Below are 20730 nucleotides of genomic sequence, written 5' to 3' on the forward strand. Positions count from 1 at the left end.
CTTCCCGATGCTTCGTGCCAATCGGCTCGACGCGGTGCGCTGGCGGCTTTCGGTGTGCGCTGCGGGCAGGCCGCCCCGGCACGTCGTCGCCCTGGCGTCGTACTCAACGCCGTCACCGCGCACGAGTCTTAATCGGCAAGACGATGCGCGGTCATCAGTGCACGGTCGAAAATGGTTCGATCGACTATTGCGCTCGGCGCGGCTGCCCGCAAAGAAACACCGATTTTTTCGGCCAGGACGCGCAATTTGACGTTGCTTTTCTGGGACAGCCAACTGAGTAACTCGAACGCGGCGTTGTCGTCGAGGTTATAGACGAGCATGAGCATGCCTTTGACGTGCTCGATCGGCGCACGTTTGTCCGCAATCTCGCCCAACCGTGCGGTGATCGTGTCCTCCACTGAATGCATTGAATGATGCGTGGGGGTGACGTCGAGGTAGAAGCCGTGGGTGCCGATCGGTTTGCCGTGGTGATCCGAAAACTGATCGCCGACGACGATCACCCAGCGCACCACGCCGCCGGTGTCGATGATGCGGTGCCGGCCGGTCAATGCACCACGGGTGTGCGTGATCGCGTCGAGGGTCGCGGCGACTTGGTCGCGGTCATCCGGATGCTGATGCGAAAGCAGTAGCTCTGTCGTCGGGGTCACGGCTCCCGGCTCATACCCGTACAACCGTTGCGCCTGCTCAGACCACTCCCAGCGTTGATCATCGAAGTAGAAGCGGAACCATCCCACCCCCTGCGGAGAAAGTGCGGCGAGCCCGTCGACGTCGCCGGGGTCATCAGCCTTTCGGGGCGCCGGACGAAGGTCGACGCGACTGACGATTCGCCTGGTCATCGGCGAAGCCTCGCTTGCTGGTGCGCGTTGCCGGCGTCCTCGGGCTTCGCCACGCTGTCCGGGGTGCGGAGCGAGGACATCAACAACGCTGCGGATCTCGACTCGGCCATCTCTTCATCCGTGGGGGATCGGTGGCCGAACCAGTGGTCGCCGGGGAACCAAAAGTCCCGCACCGCCAGGTCGTCGGCGCGCTGCAGTTGACTCATACTTCGGTGTTCGGAGCCGATCACCCCACGGATGGGTGATTCAGGTCACGATCCGTGGGAGCCGACGTGGTATCGACTCAGTGCCGGTGGGGCTTGTGGCTGTTCACGGCGTCGTGAATCAGCAATCCCACCAAGGCCGCCACGCACAGGGGCACGTACAGCCTGAAGTTGGTTGAGGCTTGCTCGTAAAGCGCGATGTAGGCGATCGTTATGAGGGCCACCATCGTAAGCAAGATGCCGCGATTGACTTTGTCAGTGCTCATGCTTCGACCTAACTTTTCGGTCGGCACTACGCCGCGAGTACCAGCATAAACCTCTCAACGCCGATTCTCACCGCCCTAATTTCGCGCGTCGCGACATTGACGCGAATGGTGCGACGAAATCGCGGCATTTCACGATGCCGATCACGATGCCGATCACGATGCCGATCACGATGCCGACCGCCACCACTTTCTCGGGCAGCCAGCCAAGCGCTCTACGCTAACCGCATGGCACCGACGCCGCGCCCGCGCCGATCCGCTCTGTATCTCCCCGGCAACAAAGATCGAGCAATCGAAAAGGGGAAATCGCTCCCCGCCGATGTGCTGATTTTCGATCTCGAGGATGCGGTCGGCCCCGACGCCAAAGTTGGTTCCAGAGCGAAGGTGTGCGACGCGCTCTCGTCAGACGGCTATCGACCTCGCGAGGTTGTGGTGCGTATCAACGGCGCGGGAACCGATTGGCACGACGACGATCTCGCCGCTGTCGCCGGTTCGGCCGCCGATGGGGTGCTCGTGCCGAAGATTGAGACCGGAAAAGAAGTCCGAAGGCTGGCCGATGCGCTCGATGCGCTCGATGCGCCGCAGTCTTTGCAGCTGTGGGCGATGATCGAAACGCCGCGAGCCATCCTGCGGGCGGAGGAGATCGCGGCTGCCAGCGATCGGTTGACCGTGCTGGTGGTCGGTACCAACGACCTGGTCAACGACCTGCATGGCCTGCATGTACCTGGACGTGCACCGGTGGTACCCGCGTTGGCGCTTGCCGTGTTGGGCGCGCGAGCGGCGGGCAAGGCCATCTTGGACGGCGTATACAACACCATCGACGACGAAGCGGGGTTCCGGGCCGAGGCACAGCAGGGCCGCGAGATGGGTTTCGACGGCAAGACCTTGATCCATCCGTCCCAGGTTGCCCCCGCCAACGAATTGTTTGGGCCCTCGGACAAAGAGCTGGCCGATGCTCGCGAGATCGTTACGGCGTACGAGCAGGCCCAGGCCGCGGGGAACAGCGTTATCACCGTGAACGGCCGCATGATCGAAAACCTGCACGTGCGTGACGCGCAGCGGATCCTCGCTCTGGCCGACCTCATCTCCGAACTGGAATCCCAATGACGGTCCGCCCGAGCCCATTCCGGGTGGATCTGCTGCAAGGGAAGGCGGCGCTGGTTACCGGCGGGGCCACCGGACTGGGTTTGGAGATCGCCCGGGTACTGGGCAGCCATGGCGCTCGCGTGGCCATCTGCAGCCGAAAGGAACCCAATCTTCAGGCCGCGGTTAGGACGTTGCGGGAAGAGGGGATTGAGGCTGTGTACGGCGTCTGCGACGTCCGGAGCAGTGACGAGGTCACGGTCGTCGTCGAGGACGTGCTGGCCGCATTCGGTCGACTCGACATTGTCGTCAACAACGCCGCCGGGAATTTCCCGGTCCCGATCAGCGACCTGAGCGCGGGCGGATTCAAGGCGGTGGTCGACATCGATCTGCTGGGCACGTTCAACGTATCCAAAGCGGCGTACGACCTTTGGCTGCGTGAGCACGGTGGCGCCGTCGTGAACATCAGCGCGGCAATCCAGTACCGGGGCATGGCGCTGCAGGCGCACGTCGTGTCGGCCAAGGCGGGCGTTGACGCGTTCAGCCGTGCCTGTGCGATCGAATGGGGGCCCGATGGGGTTCGGGTCAATGTCATTGCCCCCGGGGCGATGTCGGGGACCGAGGGTGTCCGCAGAATCGCCGGCGACGACCAGCACCGAGCCATCCAGAATCCGTTGCGGCGCCCCGGCTCGACCACCGAGGTCGCCGAGACGGTGTTGTTCCTGGTCAGCGATGCCGCGTCCTATGTGACGGGTGCCGTGCTGGTGGTCGACGGCGGCGGCTGGCTGACGGCCAGCGGCGTACCGGATCTGCCGGGCTATCGCTGATTAACGGTCACACAACGGTGAGGTCACGGGTGAGGTCCCAGCTGGCCATGCCGATTAGGTGTTTGGCGCGGTTTCGCATTATTCTTGCGCGCGGCCCATTGTCGACTCAGGAAAAGCAGATGCTTATTCAGCCCACCCTGCGACGTGCGCAATCGCCGCGCAGCGCTGCGCGTGTGACCTTCCCAAAGGTCGGTCAGTGCTTCGACATCGAGATCACTCGCGACAGCGACGGGTGGATCGTCCGGGTCCCGGAGATCGCCGCGGTCGCGCGCGCTAGCCGCCGCTCCGCGGTCGATTCGGTGGCGCGCGAATGCATCGCCGCCCGTACCGGCATCCCGGTCGGTTACATCATCGTTTACGTCTCGAAAGAGACCCGCTAGCGCCGCAATCCGCGCTGCGACGCTAGCGGTCGAACGGCTTAGATCTTCACCGTCAGCGGCCAGACTTTCCAGATGTCGTCGCAGTACTCGGCGATGGCGCGATCCGACGAGAACTTGCCGCTGCGCGCGGTATTAAGGATCGACATCTTGGTCCACGACTCCCCATCCAGCCACGCGGCACTCACCCGGCCCTGGCACTCCACATAGGAGGCGTAGTCGGCGCACACCAGGAAGGGGTCGTCGTAACGCAGGTTGTCCACCAGCGGCTTGAACACCTCGGTGTCGCCGTGCGAGAACGTGCCGTCGGCAATCAGATTGAGCACCGCGGCCAGCTCGTCATTGCTGTCGATGTAATCCGACGGGCGGTAACCGCTTGCCTTGAGCGCCTCGACCTCGTCGACCGTCAGGCCGAACAGGAAGAAGTTCTCCGCTCCGGCCTCTTCGCGAATCTCGACGTTGGCTCCGTCGAGCGTGCCTACCGTCAGGGCGCCGTTGATCATGAACTTCATGTTGCCGGTGCCTGAAGCTTCCTTGCCTGCGGTGGAAATCTGCTCGGACACGTTGGCGGCCGGGTAGATCAGGTGCGCGTTCTGGACGTTGAAGTTCGGGATGAACGCGACCTTCAGGAACTTGTTGACCACCGGGTCGTTGTTGATTGTCTCCCCGACGGCGTTGATCAACTTGATGATCCGCTTGGCCAGGAAGTAGCCCGGCGCTGCCTTACCGCCAAAGATGAAGGCGCGCGGCGGAATCGAGAGCTCGGGGTTCTGCTTGAGCCGGTAGTACAGCGCAATGATGTGCAAGACATTGAGGTGCTGGCGCTTGTACTCGTGAATCCGCTTGACCTGGATGTCGAAAATCCACTGGGGGTTCAGTTCGACACCGGTCGTGTCGTGGATGAAGTTGGCCAGCCGCGCTTTGTTGGTGCGTTTGATGTCGCGCCATTGCTCCCGGAAGGACGAGTCGTCGATGAACGGTTCCAGCCCGCGCAGCTTGCCCAGGTCCTTCAGCCAGCCGTCCCCGATGGTGCGGTCGAGCAGCTCGCGCAGCCCGGGGTTGGACAGCGCGAGGAATCGCCGCGGCGTCACGCCATTCGTCTTGTTGCTAAACCGTTCTGGCCACATCTCGTAGAAGTCTTTGAGCACACTTTCTTTCAGCAGCTCCGAGTGCAGAGCGGCGACGCCGTTGATGGCGTGGCTGCCGACGGTGGCCAGGTGAGCCATCCGTACGTTCTTGCCGCCGTCCTCGCCGATGAGCGACATCCGGCGGACGCGGTCCGCGTCGCCGAGAAATCGGGTGCGTACCTCGTTGAGGAACCGCCGGTTGATCTCGTAAATGATCTCCAGGTGGCGCGGCAGCGAGTCGCCGAACATCTGCAGCGGCCAGGTCTCGAGCGCTTCGGGCAGCAGGGTGTGGTTGGTGTAGGCGAAGGTCGCGACGGTGATGTCCCACGCCTCTTCCCACTCCAGGTGTCGCTCGTCGATCAGCAGCCGCATCAACTCGGCGACGCCGATAGACGGGTGAGTGTCGTTGAGCTGCAGGGCGAATCGCTGGGGCAGCTCCCGGACGCCCGCGTCGGCGAGATCGTCCATGATGTGCAGCACGTGCTGCAGCGAGCAGGACACGAAGAAGTGCTGCTGTAGCAGACGAAGGCGCTTGCCGGCCTCCGGCTCGTCGTTGGGGTAGAGGACCTTGGTGACCGTTTCCGAGGTCACCTCGTCTTCGACCGCTTTGTAGTAGTCGCCAGTGTTGAAGGCATCCAGCGCAAAAGATTTGACCGCCCGCGCGCTCCACAACGTCAGCACGTTGCAGGTGTTGACGCCGTAGCCCTGGATGGGGGTGTCGTACGCGACGCCTTTGAGCATCAATCCGGGCACCCACCGGGCGCGCTCCCGCCCCGCCTCGTCGGTGTAGTGCTCGACGTGACCACCCCACTTGACGACATAGTTAACGTCGGGTTTGGCGATCTCCCAAGGGTTTCCGCGATCCAGCCAGTTGTCGGTCTGCTCGACCTGCCAGCCGTCGTGGATCTCCTGGTCGAAAATGCCGAATTCGTACCGGATTCCGTAGCCGATTGCCGGACGTTCGAGGGTGGCCAGCGAGTCCAGGTAGCAGGCCGCGAGCCGGCCGAGGCCGCCGTTGCCCAACCCCGGTTCTTCCTCGCAGGCCAGCACCTCGTCAAGCCGCTGTCCCATCGCGGCCAAGGCGGACTTCGCGGCGCCCTCCAGGCCCAGGTTCAGCAGGTTGTTGCCCAGCTGCGGGCCCATCAGGAATTCGGCCGACAGGTAGCAGGTCACCTTGCGTCCGAGGTCGAGCGAGGTCTGCGTCGACGCCACCCGGCGGTCCTGCATGCGGTCGCGCACGGCCAGCGCCAGCGCCCGATAGTAGTGCTCGGGCCGCAGGGCCGCGGCCGGACGGCCGATCGAGTAGCGCAGGTGGTCGGTGATCGCGCGCTGCAGCGCGGGGGCGCCCATCCCGGTGCGAGAGTGCTCGGCCAGGTCGGCGGGCCGGGAAGGGGCGGCAGACAATCCGTCCGAGGGGTTCTGATCGAGATCGGTCATCGTGATTCCTACTCCCTAGAGGTGGTGGCAGTATCGCACCGATCTGCCCAGCTTCGCGCAGTTCGTCAGTCTGGCAGCGGTGTTTGCACACCAGGCGCGAAACTGACGACCGTCACGTGAACGCAACCTCACGCACTGGCGACGAAACGGCGTTGGTGGCGCGCGGGAAGGTCAGCGGCTCGAAGTCCTCAGCTCAGCTGGATGTCGCTGACGTCGATCGACACCATGAGCTCGTCTGGCATCGGCTGGCCGTCCGCGTCGCAGCGATACGCCCGGCGCTTGGACGGCACCTTGATACCGTCAGCCTCAACCATGTCGTAGAGGTACTGGATCGCGGCGAATCCGCCGGCGACGTCCACTCGGTAGTCGTGGCGGCGCAGCAGGTGGTCATCGCCGAAGTAAAACTCTTGCTTGCTGCTGTGGCTGGCGAACTGCGCTGGGAAATGCACTTCTAATCCGGACCACCGCTCGTCGTCGTGCTCGACCGGATCGATTTCGTTGACGGCGAAGTCGGGCAGCGTCATGAAGAACGGCGTGGTCAGATAAGTCCACAGGGCGTAGCCGTTGAAGTAGGCGCGCTGCAATGGGTCCCACGGTGTGGTCAAGCTGTGGCCGTTGAATGAATCTCGCGGATTCGATCGCTCGGCGACCACGCGGCCGTCTAACTTCTCGATCGCGATGCGTTCTGGCGTGAAATCGGTTTTCTGGTCTGTGGCACCGAACGGCCGAATCGATGCCCATTCGCGGTGTAAAGCAATGGTCATCCGCCGCGGCGAAGGATCTTGCGGTTGGCCCTTGATCGCCCACAGCTTGCCGCCGCTGACGATGGTCACCTCCATAAAGCTGAATTTGCGCCAGCGGTCAACTCCTCCGTGCGCCGCGAGCACGGCTTTAAGCAGGCCAGACATCACTTGAGGATAGGCCGAGAATGACGACCTAAGGTGTCCCCGTCGGTACCACGTATCAGTTGGGAGTGGCTGCCGCTGGGTCGATTGGAATTTGCGAACACGTCCAGCGTGCTGATTGGCGTAGACGATGCAGCGATGCCGCGTCCAATGTCATCAAGAAAGGAATGTGTCATGTCTGTCATCCACTTTCACGCGTCGACAACATCGACTCCAGCGCAGTTCATAGCCGGGCTCACTGACTTCGGGCCCGGACGGTCGGAGATTTTTGTCAACAGTGCCGATGCCTATCTGACGGTGCACCACAAGGGATCTCGGGAGGCCGACGTCACGGAGGGCTCGAGCGGAATTTGGGAGAGACTGCATTACGATTGGTCTGACCCGAGCCATGTCAAGCTCACGACCGTTGATTCCAACGTGTTTGGCGGAGCTTCCGGCTACACCTACGCCCTTCAGCAGCGGCCCGACGGAACGACCGACGTGGACGTAGTCATCGTTCGAGAAGGCAAGAACTTCAAGGGGCGAGTGTTGTCGCGCGTGCTCGCAACCATCGCCAAGCGCTCGTTGGGCAAGGCGTTTTCCAGCAGCGTCAGGGCGATTGAAGCTCGCAGCGTGGCGAGCGCTCCTGGGGCTTGATCCCGCACAGCGCTACCAGCGCCTCGGCTGCAATCACTCGCAGCCGAGGCGCTGTCTCGGTCATCGGCGCCAAGCGGTTGGGCTCTGAATACCTCATGCCTCAAGCGTCTCTGCGCTTCGCGCATGAGGTATTCGCTTCTAGGCCAGCACGTTTCGAGGTTCTTGTGGGGCGCGGTGTACGGCTTTTCGCTCCCACGGCCAGGTCATCAGCGCCCAGATCGCACCAACAATGGCGACTTCGGCCAGCACGTAGAAGGGCCAGGGCCCTAGAAAGTCCAGGGCTGAGGCGTTGGCGGGTTTCCGGTTGAGAAAGCCGTAGTCGGTTCCCGCGATTGTGTTGAAGACCAAGGTGAACGCTCCCCACGCGAGGGTCGTGAGGATCGCGAAACGATAATTGCGCCAACCCGGCCGAATCCCGTAGCCCCAAGTCAGATAGATGGCCGCCCATACCACGAGCAGGTGCAGCGCAAAGAAGGTAAGGAAGCTATGGCTAGGGAAGTCCGCTGCGTTGAGATCCGGTGTGATCAACGCCTGTGAGCTCAGGGGGAGACCCCAGTAATAGACAAGTGTGGCGGCCCATGTGTGTTGCGACCACAGCGCGTAGGCCGCCGTGAGTTCGGCGATATCGCACAGTTGCAGCGGCACCGACTGGGCAATGGTTGGCTGGACGAGTTTGTACGCCAGGGCCACACCGAAAATCGCCATGATCGCGACACCCAGGACGCGGCCGAAATGCCGAGCCTGCGGTCCGGTCTGCCGGTGCCCAGTCCACACCAACGCGGCGGACCCGATCGCGAAGACCACGAGCACCGCCAAATGTGACGGGCCGTAGGCGCAGAACTGCTGCGTCGCAGGAATCGTGGCCAAATCTGCCGTCGCCACTATCGCCAAAGTTGCGATCAGACAAGCGACCACGCGCCTTCTGCCGGACTGGGACATAGTGATCGGGCTGAAGTTGAGTTCAGACATCACGTCTCTCCCTAGATCAGTGTTTCGGTGTCCACGCGGTTGCGTCTGTATCCACCATGAGGCCCGCGCCGGCCGCGCAGAAGGCTCTGTTAGGCCTGGGTACTGGCAGGGACAGGATTGGCCCTTCGAATCGCGGTCTGGGCCCGCGCTGGGCGATGATCTGCGCGCTCAGAGGTTGACGATCACTTGCGGTTCTCCGCTCGCAGCGGACAGAGCTTCGCTAGGGTTGGAACACCAGCAGCCGTTTGCCGTCGAGTCGCTCATGACGTCGGGAATGGGCAAGACCTGACCTACATCTGCGACGACATACTCCTGCCCCGTCCCGTTGCCCGACGGTCAAACCGTCTGTGTCGCTGCCTAGTTCGTCGATCACGGATTCGATTCCGGGTACGCGGGGAATTCCGGGACAAATCCATATCGGACCCGGGTGGTTGCAGATCACTGGCATGAACGGGCACAGCTGTTAAGCGAATCCCGGACCTGGCCGGGACGGGCCGGTGGTATCGGGCGGGTCTGCAGGTCATAGCGGGTCGGGGTATACAGCCTCAGCCCTACCTGCTGGCCCTAATCCATTGCGGGCTCGCGTCCCCGTTCGGCATCGGCCCCGATTTGCCTCCGGAAGGCAGGGACGCTGTAGCCGGTTACCACCGCGTCGGTGCGGGCGCGCACGGTGGCGGAGCGCGGCAGACCGAACAGCGGTCCGATCTCGCCGAAGTAGTCGCCGGACTTGGCGATTCGGAGTACTTCTTGGCTGCCGTCCGCCGGTTGGCGGATCATCTCGAGCTCTCCTTCAGAGACTGTGTAAATCAGATCGGATAGCGCGCCTTGGTCGAACAGCACTGTTCCCGCCTTGAGCTGAATCGTCTCGTGGGCGCGGTTGACCAAGGTCGTCGTCGGCACCATCTCGATCACACGGTCGGCCATCGGGAGTAACCGAGGGTCATGGGTGGCCACGACGACCATGCGATCGCCGGTCGCAAGTTCGCGAATCAGGCGGAGTATCTCCTCGACCTGGAGGTAGTCGAGATGTGCTGTCGGTTCGTCAGCCAGGATCAGCGGCGGATCGAGGGCGATCGCGCGCGCGACCGCTACCCGTTGTTGCTGGCCGCCGCTGAGATCGCCCGGTCGATGGGACATCCTGTCCCGCAACCCGACACGGGTCAGCAGCTCCTCGGCGCGCAGGCGCGCCTGGCCGCGTGACCTTCCTGCTGCGCGCAGCGGCACCATAACGTTCTCGAGCGCCGTCAAGCTTGGCACCAGGTTGAACGCCTGGAACACGATGCCGACGTCGCGCCGTCGGTATTGCGTCATCGCACGGCGGCTAAGCCCGGTCACTCCCACGTCACCGACGGTGATCCGGCCGGCCGTGGGTGTCAGGAGTCCACCGAGGCACGAGAGCAGTGTCGTTTTCCCGCAGCCGCTGGGGCCGAGCAGGATGGTCAACGAGCCGGCGTCCAGTTCAAGGTTCAGCCCGTCGATCGGGCGGATGGCATTGCCGCCGCTTGAGTATTCGACGACGAGGTCATCGATGCGTAAACCGACCATGATTAGGGACCTCCGAATGCGTGTGCGGGATCGACGGCGGCAGCCCGTCGGACTGCCGTGGCGCTGGCCAGCACGCCGACCCCGCCGGCGATGACCGCCAGTAGTGGGTAGGCCGCTGGGGGTTCGATGACGTTCATCGGGAACAGCGGTGCGAGCAAGCGGGCAAGCCCGGCGCCGAAGGCCGCAGCGAGGGTGGCGACGACGATCGCTTGCAGCACAAGGCCGGCCAGTACCGATCGCGTCGCGACGCCGATCGCCTTGAATACCGCGAAGTCACGCATGCGCTCAAGGGCGGACAGATAGACGACACCGCCCACAATCAACGCCGCCACGATCCACAGCAGAATGGCAACAATCCTGATTGCTTGGACGGCAATCCTGGTGGGCCGCATGAGGTCGTCGACCGCGACCGTCCGGTTGACAACCCGGTAGCCGTCGGGAACCTGCGAGAGTGTGCCCCGAACTCCGATCGAGGAGATGAGCGGCTGGCCGCCGAACTCCAGTTGTTGAACCCCCTCGGTCGTCACGAAGAGGTTGGGTGTCTTTGCGAGCGAGGTGGAATCGTTGACGATGCCGACGATCAGCAGCTTGCGCGAACCGACCTCGAGCTCTTCGCCAATCCGGCGGCCAATCGTGCTTGAAACCGCCAGTTCGTCGGGGCTTTCTGGTGCCCTGCCCTCGGACATCGCCGGCATACCCGGACCATATGCCGGTGCCCCGAACATGGCAGCTGGGTGCGTGGAGTCGCCATTCTTGAACGTCGCACCCTTGTACGTGAGGGGAGCCGCGGCAACGACTCCCGGCTCGCTGGCGACCATCTTCAGTTCCGCCTGCGGGAACGGTGCGGAACCCAGGAAGGGTCCGGTCGCACCGGATTTGATCAGGAACACGTCAACGCCCAGGGACTCGACGGTGCGCTCATCCTCCACTCGGAACCCGTTCGCGAGCCCGGTGAGGATGAGCGTCATCGCGAATACGAGCCCGGTAACGATGATCGCGATCACGAAGCGCCATTTGCGCCACTGCATGTCGCGCAATGCGGTGAATAGCATGGTTACCACCTTCCGTCGCGCATGCGGGCCTGAGCGGCAACATGTTTGGCATACAGCGCGATAAGCAAACCAAGGGTGATCAGTGCAGCCGCCGTCGTGGGTATGGGGTGAAACCAGAGCGATGCTTGGTTGTGAACTTGTGCCGTGCCTCGCGCGGCAAAGCGCATCACAAACGTAAGTGCGTCAACAGCATTCATCTCCGAATGCTTGAGCGCCCGTGTCGCGGTCAGCCGAGCGAGACCCGAACCGGTGGACACAATCCCATGCCGCCGGTCGGGCGCCTGCTCCGCACGGGGCCGTGCGCTCAACATCACTGTGGCAGTCACGGCATCCTCCCTCCCGTCTGATGTTCGAAAAAGGCCGCACTAAGGGCCGTGTGTCCACCATCGCCGCCCCGGCGATCGGCTGGGGATGCCGCATTTATCCCCAGTAGTGGCAGGGACAGGATCGGGTTTGTGGACAGATTTCGCTCTGGGCGAATCGGCGAAGTGGTTGTAGGCTCTGCAAACACACCGACTGGGTGGCAGCAACGGCGCTGGGACTACGGTGCTGGCCTAGCGCGGCACCTCGTCGGCGGTCATACCCGGGTCGAAAGGTATTGGCTGTGGAGACGAGGCGGCCCAAGCGGCGAAATATCGGCCAAATCTTCAGCAAGCTGTGGCTTCTAGCGGTCATCCTCGTTGTCGCCACCGTCGTCGTTTACGGCGTGAACATGGTTCGACGCTCGTCCGACGCGATCAGCAACCCGCCCGCCACACCCACCATTCCCGCGACCATCGTGCAGATCAACCCAAAGAACGTCACCTACGAGGTCTTTGGAGCCCTCGGCGGCGGCGGGAAAGTGACGTACGCGGATCTCGACAGTCGGCCGATCGAGGTGACGCTTGCGTCGCTGCCCTGGTCTCATTCGGAAACCACGATGGCGTCCTCGGCCACGTTGAGTCTTGTCGCACAGGTCGAGGGCGATTCGGTGGGTTGTCGGATTCTTGTCGACGGCCAGGTCCGCGATGAGCACTCGGTTGCCCATGACTCGGCGGCGGTCGCATGCACGGTGACCGCGGCATGAGCACCGCTGTGCCCCACCCGCGCCCGGATGCCGAAGAGGTGGAGCGGCCTCGCGTCGCGAAAGCACTTCGCGCGCTCGCAATTCCGATACTCGTCTTCTGGATACTGGCCGCCATCGTGACGAACGTGTTCGTACCGTCCATCGAAGTGAATACCGCAGCCAATGCCGAGGCCGAAGTCCCTCGCGATGCGCCGTCGTCGCAGGCGGCCATCCTGCAAGGCAGGGCATTTCACGAATCTGATTACACCAGCGCCGCCGTCATACTGTTCGAGACCAAGGGCCGCAAGCTCGGTGAACAAGACCACCAGTATTACAACGAAGTGGTCCGCCGGTTGCAGCAAGACAAACAGCACGTGCAGTCGCTGTTGAACCTATGGGGCAAGCCGGTGACGATGTCGGGGCAGCAAAGCGCCGATGCCGAAGCCGCGACGCTAACAGTGCGACCCACCGGCGATTTGGGCGATGCCAGCTCGAATCACTCGATTAACGCAATTCGAGACATCGTGGCCAAGGTTCCAAAACCAAGCGGACTCAATGTCTATGTCAGCGGCCCCTCTCCGCTCGCTTCAGATACTCTGCACGCCGCAGACGAGAGCCTGACCACGCTGACGATCGTGACGATCATCCTCATCATCGTGATGCTGCTCATCGCGTACCGCTCGGCTACGCGAGCATTGATACCCCTGGCCGGAGTCCTCATTACGTTGGCGACCGCACGAGGTGTCGTCTCGTTCTTCGTGGGGCTGCACGTACTTGGTATCTCGTCGTTCGCGACGAACATGGTCGTGGCTTTGGTGCTCGGTGTCAGTACCGACTACGGCATCTTTTATCTTGGTCGATACCACGAGGCACGGCGAGCAGGCTTCGACAAAGAAGCCGCCTACTACACGTCGGTCGCTAACACGTCGCATGTGGTCATGGGATCCGGCATGGCGATCTCAGGGGCGACGCTCTGCCTCAGCCTTACCAAGCTGAACTACTTCCGCACGCTGGGGCCGCCTTGCTTTGTGGCGATGGTGGTCGCCGTTGCCGGTGCGCTCACCCTCGGCCCCGCCCTGCTTACCTTGGGCAGCAAGATCAAATACTTAGAGGCACCGCGGCCGACGGGCCCCATGTGGCGCAGGCTGGGGACTGCTATCGCTCGGTGGCCGGCGGCGGTGCTGGCGATAGCGATCCTGGTGATCCCCTTAGCCATCCTCAATCTCGCGTCCTACAAGGTGAGTTACAACGACCGGGATTTCGCGCCCGCGACCGTCGAGTCGAGCAAAGGTTATGCCGCCTCCGACAGACACTTCCCCAAAAGTGAACTGTCCACCGACGTTCTCTACGTGCAAGCCGATCACGACATGCGCAACACCACCGACATGATCACCCTGGACCGAATCGCCAAGAGCCTCATCCGTCTTCCGGGTATCGCGCTGGTGCAAGGCATCACCAGACCCAACGGCCGAGCGATCGAACACGCGTCACTTCCGTATTCCTTGGGCGCCATGGGAACCAAACTCGGCGAGAATATCGGGTTCCTCCGTGATCGCGTAGCCGACATCGACACGTTGGCGGCCAAGACAGGCAGCGTGATCGAAATAACCAGGCGATTGGAAGACATCACCCAAGAGTTGAGCGTTGGCACCCACATATCGCGCGAATCCGCAGAGAGGCTAAAGTCTTTCAGCGAGGAGGCCCGCGATCACCTCGCCGATTACGACGACTTCTCCAGGCCTATGCGCAGCTACTTCTACTGGGAGAAACACTGCTTCGATGTCCCGATATGCTGGGCACTGCGTTCCCTGCTGGAGTCCGTCGACAGCGTCGACGAGATAACCAACGAGCTGGGGAATGAGGTGCACGGCCTCACGATCATCGACGCGGTCACCCCGCGGATCATCACCCAGATACACGCCGTGGCAACCAATCTGGAGTCAATACGGTCGTTGACTCTCACGTTGCAAAGCACGTTGCATGCACTCATTCCGCAGCTGGACGTTTTTATTAACCCCTTGGTCGACATGGCCCAGGCCTTCGATGCCGCAAAGAATGACGACTTTTTCTTCCTGCCGCCAGACGCGCTCACCACACCCGACTTCAAGGTCGGCATGGACTTCTTCATGACGCCCGATGGCAGGGGTGCCCGCACCATCGTCTATCACCAGGGTGAAGCGATGAGCCCGGAGGGAATCAAACAGATCAGGGACGTGTCCGCAGCAGCGCAAGAATCCATCAAGGGCACGCCGCTATCGAATGCACAGCTCTACGTAGCAGGTGCCTCGTCGAATTACCGTGACGTGGAAGACTTCTCGTACAACGACCTGATTATTATGATGCTTGCGACGTTCGGGCTGGTGTTCATCATCGTCTTGATGATCACCCGGGCGCTGGCTGGCTCAATCGTCGTGCTTATCACCGTAATCCTTTCTTTCGCAGGAAGTTTGGGATTGGCCACCTTTGTATGGGAGACACTCCTGGGCATACAACTGCATTGGCTGACGATTCCGATTTCTTTCATCGTCCTTGTCGGAGTGGGCTGCGACTACAACCTGCTGCTGTTGTCACGTTACAAAGAGGAGATTGACGCCGGATTCGGGACCGGCCTGATTCGGGCGATGGCGGGTTCGGGAAACGTCGTGGTGACCGCGGCCCTCGTCCTTGCCGGCACGATGCTTGCGCTGCTTTCCAGCGACGTCGTGAACATCGGCCAAGCGGGCTCTACGATCTGTATCGGGTTGATTTTCGACATGATGATCGTGCGTCTTTTCTTGGTGATGCCGCTTGCCCGGATACTCGGTCCGTGGTTCTGGTGGCCCCAAAAGATTCGAAGGAGCCCCGGCCTTGGCGTGGCGCGCTAGCCAGCCGGGGTCGACCGGCGCCGGAGTTCGTCGAGTGCCTGCGCCGAGACGCTGCCCGCCTCGGCGCGATACATCACCACGTGCTCACCCCCTGGATACGGAGCGTTCAACCTGCTCCGGTGCAGATAAAGCTCGCCGACGAGCGGATGACGGTAATGATGGATACCCAAGCGGTAACCCACATCCGCGCGTGGCCATAGTTCGCGGAAACGATCACTGGCAGAACATAATTCATCAACCAGAGCCCGCATGCGAGGTTCCTCCGGCCAGCGACCGCCAAGGTCGCGCAAACCAGAGACCGCACTTGCTGTTGCGTCGTCCCAATTGACATAGAGCTGCCGGGCGGCGGGGTCTAGCAGGCGCCAGCGCAGGAAATTCTGTCCGGGTGTGAACTCAGGCGACAGCGCGCGCGCCATCGGATTTGCCGCCATGACATCCAGGTACCTGTTGACCAGGGCGGCCGGTATCAAAAACTCGTTGATTACCTCTGGGAATGCGTAGGCCGGTGCTGCTTCCACATGACACAGATCCGACCCGGTCGGAGCGGCCAGGTACTGCAGATGCTGCCTGGCCAGGGGTTCGAGGCGCAACGCCTGGGCGAGCGCGTCGATAACCTGCTGCGATGGGTTCTTGTCGCGGCCCACTTCCAATCGCAAGTAGTACTCGGCACTGATTCCGGCCAGCATTGCCAGCTCTTCGCGGCGCAAACCCTCGACACGGCGCCGCGCCCCCGGCACCAGGCCGACGTCCTCGGGCCGCACCTGCTGGCGCCGGGCGCGCAGGTAATCACCCAGCGCGTTGGCTTTCGTCGCCACCGTTCGAGTCTAAACCTGCCCGCTGGTGAACTGTTGATACTTTGCTACCGACGCTTCAGCTCAGCCGATGGCGTCGGCCTGGTCGCGTCTCACCCGCCCGCGTCGAGGATGAGGCGGTTGCGGCGGTTGCACCCATTCCGCTCCGCTGGCTTCGAACAACCGTCCGATCTCGTCGATGTGCATGTCGGCGAGGTCCCACACATCGGGCACCAGGTCACGGTCGGCGATGAAGCCGAAATCGAGTCTGTCGAGGTAACTCACCACGGTGATATTGAGTCCCTGTCCGTCGGTGACGATTGACACCGGGAACTGATGGCAAAGTCGGGCGCCCGCGATATACCTGGGCTGGCGCGGCCCCGGCACGTTGGAGATCACCAGGTTGAACGGCTGTGCGAAACGATCAGCCAACCGCAGCCGCGACGCGAGTCGCACCGCCGAGGTGGTCAGCACCGGAGTGGAGAGCTGGGTCAGGTCGACCAGTTCATCGGCCGGCACCATGTCGAGGGTGCGCTTCGCGTTTTGCATCGCCTCGCGGCATCGAGCGATGCGTTCCAGCGGGTCGGCACAATTGGTCGGCAACTCGGCGACGAGGGCCGAGACACGGTTGGTCCATGGGTCGTCCTCGTCACCGGTGCGGGTCGACACCGGCACCATGGCGCGCAGCGGCCGCTCGGGCAGCGCGTCATGAGACAGCAGATACTGGCGGAGCCCGCCCGCGCAGATTGCCATCACGATGTCATTCACGGTGCCTCCGGTGGCGTTCTTGAGCGCCTTGACATTCGCCAAAGATGTTGTGCGCATCGCGAATCGGCGATGACTTGTGATCGACTTGTTCCACGGGGTCGGTGGCGCCTGCGTCGTCGGGAAGATGCGGGGCCCGTCGGGGCGACCGAGCCGGGCGACGGCCTTGACCGCTGCCCCGGCCTGCCCGGCCGCGCCGCTGACGCTGTTGACACCTGCGGCGTGGGCGACCTTGCCAACTAGACGTGCTTGAATCCGCATGGCCTTGAACGGATTTCGAGCAAGTTGGACCGCGGTGCGCCGCAACAGCTCCACGGTGCTCGGCACCGGCTCGGTCACCCAAAGGGGGCCACTGCCCGGCGCTGGCGCGTCGGCGTCGGGATCGGTGAGGATCTTCAGCATGAGCTGCCCGGCGGCCCCGTCGATGGTGGCGTGGTGATACTTGGTGAGCAGCGCCCACCGTCCGCTGTGCAGGCCGTCGACGACATAGACCTCCCACAGCGGACGCGTCCGATCCATGGGGCGACCGACAATCCGGGAAACCTGATCGGCCAGTTGATCGACCATGCCCGGATTGGCCAGATGGATTTCCCTGATATGGAAGTCGAGGTCGAGTTTAGGGTCGGTTACCCAGTACGGATGGTCCAGTCCGAATGGCACCTCGACAAGGCGGCGGCGCAGTGGCTCGAGCTGTCCGACGAGGGAGGCGTACTTGGCGTAGACAGCCGCGAATGGGTCGTAGTCTGCGCTGGGCCGCTCGAAGATCATCAATCCCGTGACGTGCCCGAAGGTCGTCGGCGTCTCCATGTACAGAAACGTCGCGTCCAGGCCGCTGAGTTGCTTCACGCATGGTTCCTTACGTGGTGAGCATTCCGCCTTCAACGGGCAGCGTGATTCCGGTGATGTAGCTGCTGGCGTCGCTGGCGAGGAACAGCAGTGCGGCGCTGAGTTCTTCGGGCTCACCGAGACGCCCGCATAGTGTGCGCGGCAGGATCGCTGAGTCGAAGTATTCGGTCTCGAATTGGTCGGTCATCTCGGATGCGAAATAGCCCGGCGCGATTGCGTTTACGCGGATACCCCGGCGCCCGGTCCATTGCTGGGCAAGGTCGCGGGTCAGGCCGATCAACCCGGCTTTGGACGACGCATAGGCGGCCTGCGGCAGCCCCGCGGTGGTCAAGCCGAGCACGCTGCTGACGTTGATGATCGAGCTGCCCGGTTGCATCACGCGACCACATTCCTGGGCCATCCAGTAGCAGCCGTTGAGATTGAGGTCGATGACCGATCGGAACTGGTCCGGAGTCTCGCGAGTCGCCGGCACTGCGGTTCCCACCCCGGCGTTGTTCACCAGAATGTCCACCCGCCCAAATTCATCCAGCGCGGCGCGCACCAAAGCGCGGCAGTCGCCGGGGTCGGTCACATCCGTTGGGACCGCCACAGCTTTTCCGCCGGCTGCCTCGACCCGCGCACGTGTCTGCTGCAACCGGTCGACGCGCCGGGCGCCGAGCGCCACATGGGCGCCCGCCTCGGCCAGGGCCTGCGCGAACGCAACTCCGAGGCCGCTGGACGCGCCGGTGACGACGGCCACCCGGTCGTCAATACGAAAGCGGTCAAGCACGGGCATCGCGACACTCCTCTAGGTCCGAACGGGGCCCACGCCCGTTCTCCAACACTATGCATCATATTTGTATCTGTTGCACACATGCATCTAATGCGACATCTATCACACTCCGGTGTTCCGGTCGACCGCCCCGCCTGAGTCCGAAGGCTCGCGTAATACGTTCGTAAATAACGGAGTTCGTGAACTCATACGTCGTCATGGCCACTATTTCACACTTGGTTGGCCCAACGGTGGGCAACATTTGGTAGTCTGGTGCATATGCCGCATGCCGAAACGCCCCTCTCCCGCATGTTGGCGGAGGAGCGCAAGCCTGATGCCTTGACCGCCTTCCGGGTTGCCCGGCGGTGGTTCACGGCCGGGCGCCGCATCGAGATGCAGGAACTGGCCCATGAACTCGGCGTAAACCGTGCCACCCTGTTTCGCTGGGTCGGCGGGCGCAATGACCTGCTCGGCGAGATTCTGTGGTCGCTGGCAGAGCCGGCGCTTACTGCCGCGGTCGAGGCCTCCGACGGCAACGGGGCGCAGCGCATCACCGGGGCGATCGGCCACTTTGCGGCCATGCTCGACCGAGCCGATTTCCTTCGCGAATTTCTGCGACGAGAGCCGGAACGTGCGCTGAGAATTCTCACCACCCGCGCCGGCCCAGTGCAGGGGGGCCTGGTGGCCGCCATCGAGACCCTACTGAAGGACGAGGTCTCACAGGGCAACCTGCATTCAAGACTTCCGCTGCATGATTTGGCCTACCTCATCCTCCGGATCGTCGAGTCGTTCCTGTACGCCGAATACATCACCGGCGAGGAACCTGATATCGCAATGGCGGAATTAGCGGTTGGGGCACTTCTCGGACACCACGACTCCGATACCAATTGACCCTCTCGCTGCGGTTAACGCTCACTGCCACAACACTTGTGCAAATTCGGCGTCTGCGTACGCGCCCCGATTGTGGCCGGTGCGCAGATCTGATGAAGCGGCGTAGTAAGAACCAGCCCGCCTGGTAATGCCTCGCCGCGCGACCAGCGCGTAAGCCTGTCCCTGTCAGTACCGGGGATAAAGGCGGCATCCCCAGCTCATTCGCAGAGCGCGGATGGTGAACGTATGGGCTAGTGGCCAGCAAGCAAATCGGCCGGACCCACGCAAACACCAAGCGAGAGAGGATGCCATGACCACCACAGTGACGCTGCCTTCGACTCCCCAGCCGTATCTGGAGCGCGGACTGCTGCCGGCCGATTTTTACTCCTACGAGGAGCTGCTGTCAGATGCGGAGCGGGAGAAGGTCGCCCGCATCCGCGAATTCTTCCGCACGGAGGCCGCCCCGATCGTCGAAAGCTACTGGGCGCGGGCCGAGTTCCCGCACGAGCTGGTCAAGGGGTTCGCGAAGCTGGGCCTACTGGACTGGGCCGATCCTAATTCCTCGGATCCCGCGCCGAGCAACCTGATGACGGGCATCACCGCGATGGAGATGGCGCACGCAGACCCATCGCTCTCGGTGTTCTTCGGGGTGCACTCGGGGCTGGCGATAGGCTCCATCCTCACCTGCGGATCCGACGAACAGAAGCGTCGCTGGCTGCCCGCAATGAGTCGTTTCGAGAAGATCGGCGCGTTCGCGTTGACCGAGCCACACGGCGGCTCCGACGTGGCGGGCGGGATGGAGACTACCGCCCGCCGCGACGGTGACGAATGGGTGCTCAACGGCGCCAAGCGCTGGATCGGCAACGCCACCTTCGCCGATCTGGTGGTGGTGTGGGCCCGCGACGTCGAGACCAGCAAGGTGTTGGGCTTCGTGGTGGAGAAGGGCACTCCCGGTTTCACCGCGACGAAGATCGAAAACAAGTTCGCGCTGCGCATCGTGCAGAACGCCGACATCGTGCTCGACGAGTGCCGGGTTCCCGAAGCCAACCGGATGCCGAACGCGAAATCGTTCCGCGACACCGCAGAAATCCTGCGCCGCACGCGCAGCGGTGTGGCGTGGCAGGCGGTCGGAGTCCAGTTCGCGGCCTATGAGCTCGCATTGGCCTACGCCACGAAACGCACCCAATTCGGTCGCCCGATCGGCAAATTCCAGATGGTCCAGGACCTGTTGGTCAAGATGCTCGGTAACGCCACGGCGTGCGCCGGGATGATGGTGCGCCTGGCCCAGCTCCAGCACGAGGGTGTGTACCGCGATGAGCAGTCCGCGCTGGCCAAGGCCTACTGCACGACGCGCATGCGCGAGACCGTGCATTGGGCGCGGGAGTTGTTTGGCGGCAACGGCATTGTGCTCGACTACAACATCGGCCGGTTCGTTGCGGACTCCGAGGCCCTCTACTCCTATGAGGGCACCCGCGAGATGCAGACGCTGATCGTCGGCAAGTCGGTCACCGGCCTGAGCGCGTTCGTTTAAGGAGACG

At 62.9% G+C, this 20730-nt stretch carries 20 protein-coding genes; 8 read left to right on the top strand and 12 right to left on the bottom strand.

The window, feature by feature from the left end:
• Positions 1-128: 128 nt before the first annotated feature.
• From MJO58_RS07625 to MJO58_RS07635, 3 genes are all read right to left on the bottom strand, one after another.
• Complete coding sequence (locus tag MJO58_RS07625; protein WP_239722487.1) at positions 129-836, bottom strand: PAS and ANTAR domain-containing protein; 708 nt, start codon at positions 834-836, stop codon at positions 129-131.
• Entirely contained in the window at positions 833-1042 is a 210-nt protein-coding gene (locus MJO58_RS07630; protein WP_239722488.1) for a hypothetical protein, read from the bottom strand. Before MJO58_RS07630 ends, MJO58_RS07625 begins: the two co-directional genes overlap by 4 nt.
• A 77-nt stretch (positions 1043-1119) precedes the next feature.
• Complete coding sequence (locus MJO58_RS07635) at positions 1120-1305, bottom strand: hypothetical protein (protein WP_090600984.1); 186 nt, start codon at positions 1303-1305, stop codon at positions 1120-1122.
• Positions 1306-1530: 225 nt separating this feature from the next.
• On the opposite strand from MJO58_RS07635, the gene MJO58_RS07640 reads away from it, so the two are divergent.
• The 3 genes from MJO58_RS07640 to MJO58_RS07650 all read left to right on the top strand — a co-directional run bounded on the left by MJO58_RS07640 (position 1531) and on the right by MJO58_RS07650 (position 3592).
• Positions 1531-2409 carry an HpcH/HpaI aldolase/citrate lyase family protein gene (locus MJO58_RS07640; RefSeq protein WP_090600985.1) on the top strand — a complete coding sequence of 293 codons (879 nt, stop codon included), beginning with the start codon at positions 1531-1533 and terminating at the stop codon, positions 2407-2409.
• Entirely contained in the window at positions 2406-3212 is an 807-nt protein-coding gene (locus MJO58_RS07645) for an SDR family oxidoreductase (RefSeq protein WP_239722490.1), read from the top strand. The genes MJO58_RS07640 and MJO58_RS07645 overlap by 4 nt, the downstream gene beginning before the upstream one ends.
• 173 nt (positions 3213-3385) lie before the next feature.
• The gene (locus MJO58_RS07650) at positions 3386-3592 is read left to right on the top strand and encodes a long chain fatty acid-CoA synthetase Faa4p (RefSeq protein ID WP_350355914.1); all 207 of its coding nucleotides are present in this window, start codon (positions 3386-3388) and stop codon (positions 3590-3592) included.
• A gap of 38 nt (positions 3593-3630) precedes the next feature.
• Here MJO58_RS07650 and MJO58_RS07655 read toward each other — a convergent pair whose 3' ends face one another.
• Together MJO58_RS07655 and MJO58_RS07660 are read right to left on the bottom strand one after the other, a co-directional pair.
• A complete protein-coding gene (locus MJO58_RS07655; RefSeq protein ID WP_239723186.1) occupies positions 3631-6066 on the bottom strand; it encodes a glycogen/starch/alpha-glucan phosphorylase in 2436 nt (811 codons plus the stop codon).
• 275 nt (positions 6067-6341) lie between these two features.
• Positions 6342-7061: a hypothetical protein gene (locus MJO58_RS07660; protein WP_090600988.1), complete on the bottom strand. Its 720-nt coding sequence runs from the start codon at positions 7059-7061 to the stop codon at positions 6342-6344.
• Between the two features lie 171 nt (positions 7062-7232).
• Between MJO58_RS07660 and MJO58_RS07665 the strand changes: the two genes are divergently transcribed.
• Positions 7233-7694 carry a hypothetical protein gene (locus tag MJO58_RS07665; protein ID WP_090600989.1) on the top strand — a complete coding sequence of 154 codons (462 nt, stop codon included), beginning with the start codon at positions 7233-7235 and terminating at the stop codon, positions 7692-7694.
• Positions 7695-7832: 138 nt separating this feature from the next.
• On the opposite strand, the gene MJO58_RS07670 is transcribed toward MJO58_RS07665, so the two are convergent.
• The 4 genes from MJO58_RS07670 to MJO58_RS07685 form a co-directional block, all read right to left on the bottom strand.
• Complete coding sequence (locus tag MJO58_RS07670) at positions 7833-8576, bottom strand: YwaF family protein (RefSeq protein ID WP_239722492.1); 744 nt, start codon at positions 8574-8576, stop codon at positions 7833-7835.
• A gap of 651 nt (positions 8577-9227) precedes the next feature.
• Positions 9228-10208, bottom strand: a complete 981-nt coding sequence (locus tag MJO58_RS07675) for an ABC transporter ATP-binding protein (protein WP_239722494.1) — start codon at positions 10206-10208, stop codon at positions 9228-9230.
• A 2-nt stretch (positions 10209-10210) separates the two neighbouring features.
• On the bottom strand, positions 10211-11260 hold the full coding sequence (locus MJO58_RS07680; protein WP_239722496.1) for an ABC transporter permease: 1050 nt from the start codon (positions 11258-11260) through the stop codon (positions 10211-10213).
• Between the two features lie 2 nt (positions 11261-11262).
• A complete protein-coding gene (locus MJO58_RS07685; protein ID WP_090600992.1) occupies positions 11263-11586 on the bottom strand; it encodes a hypothetical protein in 324 nt (107 codons plus the stop codon).
• Between the two features lie 278 nt (positions 11587-11864).
• Here MJO58_RS07685 and MJO58_RS07690 point away from each other — a divergent pair, with 278 nt between their 5' ends.
• Both MJO58_RS07690 and MJO58_RS07695 read left to right on the top strand, forming a co-directional pair.
• Complete coding sequence (locus MJO58_RS07690; RefSeq protein ID WP_434086313.1) at positions 11865-12326, top strand: MmpS family transport accessory protein; 462 nt, start codon at positions 11865-11867, stop codon at positions 12324-12326.
• Positions 12323-15169, top strand: coding sequence for an MMPL/RND family transporter (locus MJO58_RS07695; protein WP_350355909.1), 2847 nt, complete (start codon positions 12323-12325; stop codon positions 15167-15169). The genes MJO58_RS07690 and MJO58_RS07695 overlap by 4 nt, the downstream gene beginning before the upstream one ends.
• Here the strand turns inward: MJO58_RS07695 and MJO58_RS07700 are convergent.
• From MJO58_RS07700 to MJO58_RS07710, 3 genes are read right to left on the bottom strand one after another with little or no spacing between them, the layout of a single operon-like run.
• Entirely contained in the window at positions 15166-15984 is an 819-nt protein-coding gene (locus MJO58_RS07700) for a helix-turn-helix domain-containing protein (RefSeq protein ID WP_239722498.1), read from the bottom strand. The two genes, MJO58_RS07695 and MJO58_RS07700, sit on opposite strands and share 4 nt — an antisense overlap.
• 60 nt (positions 15985-16044) lie before the next feature.
• Positions 16045-17571, bottom strand: coding sequence for a WS/DGAT/MGAT family O-acyltransferase (locus tag MJO58_RS07705; RefSeq protein WP_239722500.1), 1527 nt, complete (start codon positions 17569-17571; stop codon positions 16045-16047).
• Positions 17572-17581: 10 nt separating this feature from the next.
• Complete coding sequence (locus MJO58_RS07710; protein ID WP_239722501.1) at positions 17582-18346, bottom strand: SDR family NAD(P)-dependent oxidoreductase; 765 nt, start codon at positions 18344-18346, stop codon at positions 17582-17584.
• Positions 18347-18601: 255 nt separating this feature from the next.
• Here MJO58_RS07710 and MJO58_RS07715 point away from each other — a divergent pair, with 255 nt between their 5' ends.
• Both MJO58_RS07715 and MJO58_RS07720 read left to right on the top strand, forming a co-directional pair.
• Positions 18602-19213: a QsdR family transcriptional regulator gene (locus MJO58_RS07715; RefSeq protein WP_239722503.1), complete on the top strand. Its 612-nt coding sequence runs from the start codon at positions 18602-18604 to the stop codon at positions 19211-19213.
• A 289-nt stretch (positions 19214-19502) separates the two neighbouring features.
• Complete coding sequence (locus MJO58_RS07720) at positions 19503-20723, top strand: acyl-CoA dehydrogenase family protein (protein WP_175364376.1); 1221 nt, start codon at positions 19503-19505, stop codon at positions 20721-20723.
• Positions 20724-20730: the final 7 nt, after the last annotated feature.

It is taken from the genome of Mycobacterium lentiflavum (assembly GCF_022374895.2).
Classification (GTDB): domain Bacteria; phylum Actinomycetota; class Actinomycetes; order Mycobacteriales; family Mycobacteriaceae; genus Mycobacterium; species Mycobacterium lentiflavum.